The sequence below is a fragment of the Limnoglobus sp. genome (genome assembly GCF_059499385.1).
This window is the reverse complement of record NZ_JCABYM010000033.1, coordinates 1-5,341: the sequence shown is the minus strand read 5'-3', so window position 1 is coordinate 5,341 and position 5,341 is coordinate 1. Positions and strand designations below refer to the sequence as shown.

The following is a 5,341-nucleotide window of genomic DNA, read 5'->3' as shown; positions in this document are numbered from 1 at the left end:
AGGGTGACTGACGGGACTTGAACCCGCGACTTCCAGATCCACAATCTGGCGCTCTAACCAACTGAGCTACAGCCACCGTCGTAAGGACAATCATAACGCCCGCGGGTTCGTTGGCAAGCTTCCCACCGGCCCGGATTTGCTATCGTGAAGGGACGGGACCGGAGGACCCCCATGACGAACACGTTCACGGCCGTCGAACACGTCGAGATGACGGGGCACATCGTCGATTCGCTCCTGCTGCCGAAGGTGCTGGACGCGATCCTGTCCCGTGGCGGGCGGTACCACATCGAGAAGCTCCACCTCGGCGAGCGGCAGGACGACCCTAGCTTCGCCCGGATCGAGGTCCGTGCGCAGTCGTCCGCGCAACTGGAGAGCATCCTCGCCGAGGTCCACTCGCACGGGGCGGTCCCGGCCGACCCCGGCGACTGCCGGACGGTCGCCGCGGACATGGGCGGGGCGTTCCCGGAGGGGTTCTACTGCTCGACGAACTTCCGCACGCAGGTCCGGATCGGCGGCGAGTGGATCGAGGTCGAGGACCAGGAGATGGACTGCGGCATCGCCGTGGACGGGGAAGGGCGGTCGGCCCGGTGCGTGCCGATGACGGAGGTGGTGAAGGGGGACCGTATCCTCGTCGGCCGGGCCGGGACGCGGGTGTTCCCGCCGGAGGCTGAGATGCGGCGGCACGAGCTGTTCGAGTTCATGTCCAGCCCGGTCAGCAGCGAGCGGCCGAAGGCGGTGAGCGTCCGGGAGATCGCCCAGGCGATGCGGCAGTGCAAGAAGCAGGGCGACAAGGTCATGGCCGTCCTCGGCCCGGCCGTCGTCCACACCGGCGGCGGCGAACTCGTCACGAAGCTGATCCGCATGGGGTACGTGCAGGTGCTGTTTGCCGGGAACGCGCTGGCCGTCCACGACATGGAGCAGGCGTTCTACGGCACGAGCCTCGGCGTCTCCCTCGACCGCGGGCTGCCGACGGACGAGGGGCACGAGCACCACCTCCGGACGATCAACACGATCCGGCGGGTCGGCGGCATCCGCCCGGCGGTGGAGAAGGGCGTGCTGAAGGCCGGCATCATGTACGAGTGCGTGACGCGGAAGATTCCCTACGTGCTGTGCGGCAGCATCCGCGACGACGGGCCGATCCCGGACGTGATTACCGACGTACTGGTCGCGCAAACCGAGATGCGGCGGCACGTCCCCGGCACGGGGTTTTGCTTGATGGTCGCCTCAACCCTCCACAGCATCGCGGTCGGGAACCTGTTGCCGGCGTGGGTGAAGGTGGCGTGCGTGGACATCAGCCCGGCGACGGTGACGAAGCTGATGGACCGCGGCAGCACGCAAACGGTCGGCATCGTCTCGGACGCGGAGCCGTTCCTGCGGTCGCTGGTCGCGGAGTTGGAGAAATGAAGAACGCCGCGATTCCTCGCGGCGTTCTCGGTCAGGCCTTCTTCTTCGGCGGGGTTTTCTTCTTCTCCGCCTTCGCCGCGGCCGGGGCGGTCCCGCCGCTCGCGGCGGCTTCGGCTTGCTTCAGACTCTCTTCCGTCCACCACGGGCTGAGCCGCTTGATCTTGTAGAGAATCTTCTCGCGGGCCTCGCCGGTGGCGGCCCCGAGCTTCTTCTTCAGCTTCCGCATCTTGTCCGTGCGGTGATACCGCCGGTCCAGTTCGATTCGACGCTCGACCATCGGGAGACTCCAGCCGTTGTTCGTGAGGGTTCGCGGCAGGTTACGATACGGCCGCCGCCGCCCGCCGACAACCGCTCACCCCTTCTTCCCGAACGGAAATTCACGCCACCCACGCGCCGTAACCACGGCCGTGTTCTAGATTCCGGGAAACGGTCCCCACCCTCTTTCGTGCCATCGCCATGACGGAAGAAATAGTCCCATTGGTTGTCGTGGAGCCTGAAGTTTCGCTCCAAGCCGATTTCGACAACTATTGCAACGTCGTCCTCCGCGGCGGCGACGTGCCGGCGCACCTGAAGCAACACGCGCCCGACCGGATCGACGTGTGGAGGAAGGAGGCGAAGGGCGGGTCGCCGATCGGGAAAATCCTCTTCGGCGAGTGCCTGGCCGAGGGAATCGAGGTGGAGGAAGATTCCATCGCCGCGTTTGAACACTTCCTCGCCGTGGCCGAGGGGGACTACCTGGAAGGAATGTGGCTGGTCGGCGAGTGTTACCTCGACGGGGCCGGGACGGACACCGACCGGAAGGCCGCGTTCAACTGGTTCGGCAAGGCGGCGGAAGGTCAGTACCCGCCGGCGGAGTATTCGTATGGCCTGATGCACCTCGAAGGGATCGTCGTCAAGCCGAGCGCGATGGCCGCGGGCGAGTGGTTCCTGCGGGCGGCCAATCACGCCTACCCGCCGGCGCTCTACAAGCTGGGCAAGATGTTGCTCAAGGGCGACGAGTTGAAGCAGGACTACGACTTCGGGTTGCAGTTGCTGAATCAGGCGGCGAAGCGGAACTACGCCAAGGCCCAGCTCGCCCTCGGGCTGTGGCACACGGAGCCGGGCGTCGGCCCGCCGAACCCGCGGGAGGCGCAGCGGCTGCTCCGGGAGGCGGCCAAGAACGGGTCCGGCGAGGCGATGTACCAGCTCGGCCGGATGAACGAGACCGCCGTCGGCATGTTGAAGGACGAGCGGCAGGCGGCGGAGTGGTACGTGAAGGCGGCCGTGGCCGGGCACGTGGAGGCGGCGTACCGCGTCGGCCGGTTCTACCTCGGCGGCGTCGTGCTCCCGTTCGACCCGCCGGAGGCGATCCGGTGGCTGACGTTCGCCGCGCTCAAGGGGCACAAGGAGGCGGGCATCGAGTTGCAGCGCCGCACCGCCCCGAAGAGCCGGTTTTAATCCCCCGAAACACACACACCTGGCCCGTTTCCGGGTCAGGTGCATGGGTCGCCCTTCAGCGACGGAGGGGACGCTCGCCGGTCGTCCGACCGGTCAATACTTCGTCATCTCGTTGCCGATCTTCTTCTGCATGTCCGGGTTCTCCCCGACGTACAGGTGCAGGTGGTCCTTGTCGATGTAGATCACTTGCGTCCGCGGCTTCACCACATACGTGGGGAAGGGGTAGCTCGACTGGACCGTTTCCTTGTAATAGATCACGCATTCCCAGTGGCAGTGGTGCAGTTGCGCCATGCCGACGAGCGGGAAGAACCGCGGCGGGTCGATCGTGTCCACGAGCCGGTTCTTGACGATCTGCACGTCGTCCCTGAATTCCTCGTAGAGGTACGGCACGCCCCGCGCGACCCGCGGCATGGCCCGCAGGATTTCCCGATCGCTCGGCGGGTCCTCGCACAGCGGCGCGGGGTACCCGTCCCGGATCGGGGCGAGCACCGGCGTCCGCGTGTCGTTGGTGTGCTGGTACTTCTCCTCCATCCGCTCGGCCACCCACGGCGGCGTCGGGACGAGCAGAAGGGCGGCCGGGCCGAGCGCGTTGCAGCCGACCGTCAGCGGCAAGGCGGCCAGGGCCAGCAGCAAGAGTTTGCGGCGAATGAAGGACATCGTTCCCCCCTCCCAAACGGCGGACGCGAAACCCGTCGAACCTGCTTTCCCCCAGCCCGGTCGCACGGCGGCTTCCGGGAACTGAGCACGTTCGGCCCGAACGCCTTGAAGGTAGGGGTTCGGTCGAGTGAACTCGATCGTCCGTTGGTAGCGTTTGTATCGGCCGTGCCGTTAGCCATGTTGAACGAAATGGCGGTGACTTTGCGGGATTCGCCGATACCGCGGCCGGACCGGGGAAGCCTGGGAAACTGGGCGACGGTCGGCTATCAATGAAGGATCGACCGCTTCAATTTGGGCAAGGTTCCTTATGGTTTACCTCTCGCGCATCTACACGAGGACCGGCGACGACGGCACCACGGCCCTCGGCGACGGCACGCGGCTGCCGAAGGACCACCCCCGCGTCGCGGCCTTCGGCGAGGTGGACGAGCTGAACGCCGTGCTGGGGCTGTTGCACGCCCACTGCCCCGACTCGTCGGAGGCGAAGTTGCTGCGGACGGTGCAGAACGACCTGTTCGACCTCGGCGGCGACCTTTGCTTCCCCATCGTCGAGGGCGAAACGGGGATGCTGCGGGTGACCGCGGCGCAGGCCGAACGGCTGGAGCGGGCGATTGATCGGTCGAACGAGAACCTCCAGCCGTTGCGGAGCTTCGTCCTGCCCGGCGGCTCGCCGGCCGCGGCGTGGCTGCACCTCGCGCGAACGGTCTGCCGACGGGCCGAGCGGGCTGTTGTCACGTTGGCCGCGAGCGAGACGGTGAACCCACAGGTTCTCATTTACTTGAACCGTCTGTCCGACCTGCTGTTCGTCCTCGGCCGCGTGGCGAACGACAACGGCGCGAAGGACGTGACGTGGGTTCCGGGACAGAACCGTGGCGAGTGAGCCGCTCGTGACCCGGCTGGCCCCGTCGCCGACGGGGGCGCAGCACGTCGGCAACGCGCGGACGTACCTCATCAACTGGCTGTACGCCCGGTCCCGCGGCGGCATGATCCGACTGCGGATCGAGGACATCGACTCGCCCCGTATCAAGCCGGGGGCGGCGGAACAGGCGCTCGACGACCTCCGCTGGCTCGGCCTCGACTGGGACGGCGACCCGGTCGTGCAGACCACCCGCCTGCCGCTGTACCGGCAAGCCCTCGACGAGTTGAAGCGGCAGGAACTCGTTTATCCTTGTACATGCACCCGGTCGGACATCGCGTCGGCGGCGAGCGCCCCGCACGCGGAGCACGAAGGCCCCGTCTACCCCGGCACGTGTTCCGGCCGCACGCCGAAGGACGCGGACACGTTGACCGTGCCGTTCGCGTGGCGGTTTCGCGTGACCGATTCGCCCACGTTCATCGACGAGTTCGTCGGCGAGACGGCGATCGACTTGAAGAAACTCGGCGGCGACTTCGTGGTCTGGAAGAACACCGGCACGCCAGCGTACCAACTCGCCGTCGTCGTCGATGACGCGGACACGGGCGTCACGCACGTCGTCCGCGGCGACGACCTGCTCCCGTCCACCCCGCGGCAGCTGCTGCTGTACCGAGCGCTCGGCAAGCCGGCCCCGCGGTTCGCGCACGTGCCGCTGGTGGTGGGCGAGGACGGCCGCCGACTCGCGAAGCGGCACGGCGACACGCGGCTGTCGAGCCTCCGCGACGCGGGCGTGCAACCGCAGCGGTTGTTGGGGTTGTTGGCGTGGTCGTGCGGGTGGATTCCCAAGATCGAACCCGTCGAGGCGAAGGAGTTGTTGCCGAAGTTTTCGCTTGAAACGATTCCGCGAGAGCCGTTCGTGCTGACCCACCAACTTCTGATCCCCTCTCCCCCGGCTTTGCGGGGGAGAGGGTTAGGGTGAGGGGGTCCACCTCC

General features: G+C 67.1%; 6 protein-coding genes and 1 tRNA gene. 4 read left to right on the top strand and 3 right to left on the bottom strand.

Annotated features, from left to right (window positions below):
• Nucleotides 1-2: 2 nt before the first annotated feature.
• Nucleotides 3-76 (bottom strand) — tRNA-His (locus AC5JJ2_RS05845).
• A 95-nt stretch (nt 77-171) separates the two neighbouring features.
• Between AC5JJ2_RS05845 and AC5JJ2_RS05840 the strand changes: the two genes are divergently transcribed.
• The gene (locus AC5JJ2_RS05840) at nt 172-1,404 is read left to right on the top strand and encodes an ornithine cyclodeaminase, nickel-pincer nucleotide-dependent (protein WP_495857030.1); all 1,233 of its coding nucleotides are present in this window, start codon (nt 172-174) and stop codon (nt 1,402-1,404) included.
• 31 nt (nt 1,405-1,435) lie between these two features.
• Here the strand turns inward: AC5JJ2_RS05840 and AC5JJ2_RS05835 are convergent, their stop codons facing one another.
• Nucleotides 1,436-1,681, bottom strand: a complete 246-nt coding sequence (locus AC5JJ2_RS05835; RefSeq protein WP_495857029.1) for a DUF6800 family protein — start codon at nt 1,679-1,681, stop codon at nt 1,436-1,438.
• Between the two features lie 179 nt (nt 1,682-1,860).
• Here AC5JJ2_RS05835 and AC5JJ2_RS05830 point away from each other — a divergent pair, with 179 nt between their 5' ends.
• Nucleotides 1,861-2,841: an SEL1-like repeat protein gene (locus tag AC5JJ2_RS05830; RefSeq protein WP_495857028.1), complete on the top strand. Its 981-nt coding sequence runs from the start codon at nt 1,861-1,863 to the stop codon at nt 2,839-2,841.
• A gap of 93 nt (nt 2,842-2,934) precedes the next feature.
• Here AC5JJ2_RS05830 and AC5JJ2_RS05825 read toward each other — a convergent pair whose 3' ends face one another.
• Entirely contained in the window at nt 2,935-3,498 is a 564-nt protein-coding gene (locus tag AC5JJ2_RS05825; protein WP_495857027.1) for a hypothetical protein, read from the bottom strand.
• A gap of 307 nt (nt 3,499-3,805) precedes the next feature.
• On the opposite strand from AC5JJ2_RS05825, the gene AC5JJ2_RS05820 reads away from it, so the two are divergent.
• Both AC5JJ2_RS05820 and gluQRS read left to right on the top strand, forming a co-directional pair.
• Nucleotides 3,806-4,375, top strand: a complete 570-nt coding sequence (locus AC5JJ2_RS05820; RefSeq protein ID WP_495857026.1) for a cob(I)yrinic acid a,c-diamide adenosyltransferase — start codon at nt 3,806-3,808, stop codon at nt 4,373-4,375.
• Nucleotides 4,365-5,327, top strand: coding sequence for a tRNA glutamyl-Q(34) synthetase GluQRS (gluQRS, locus tag AC5JJ2_RS05815; RefSeq protein WP_495857025.1), 963 nt, complete (start codon nt 4,365-4,367; stop codon nt 5,325-5,327). Before AC5JJ2_RS05820 ends, gluQRS begins: the two co-directional genes overlap by 11 nt.
• Nucleotides 5,328-5,341 lie beyond the last annotated feature (14 nt).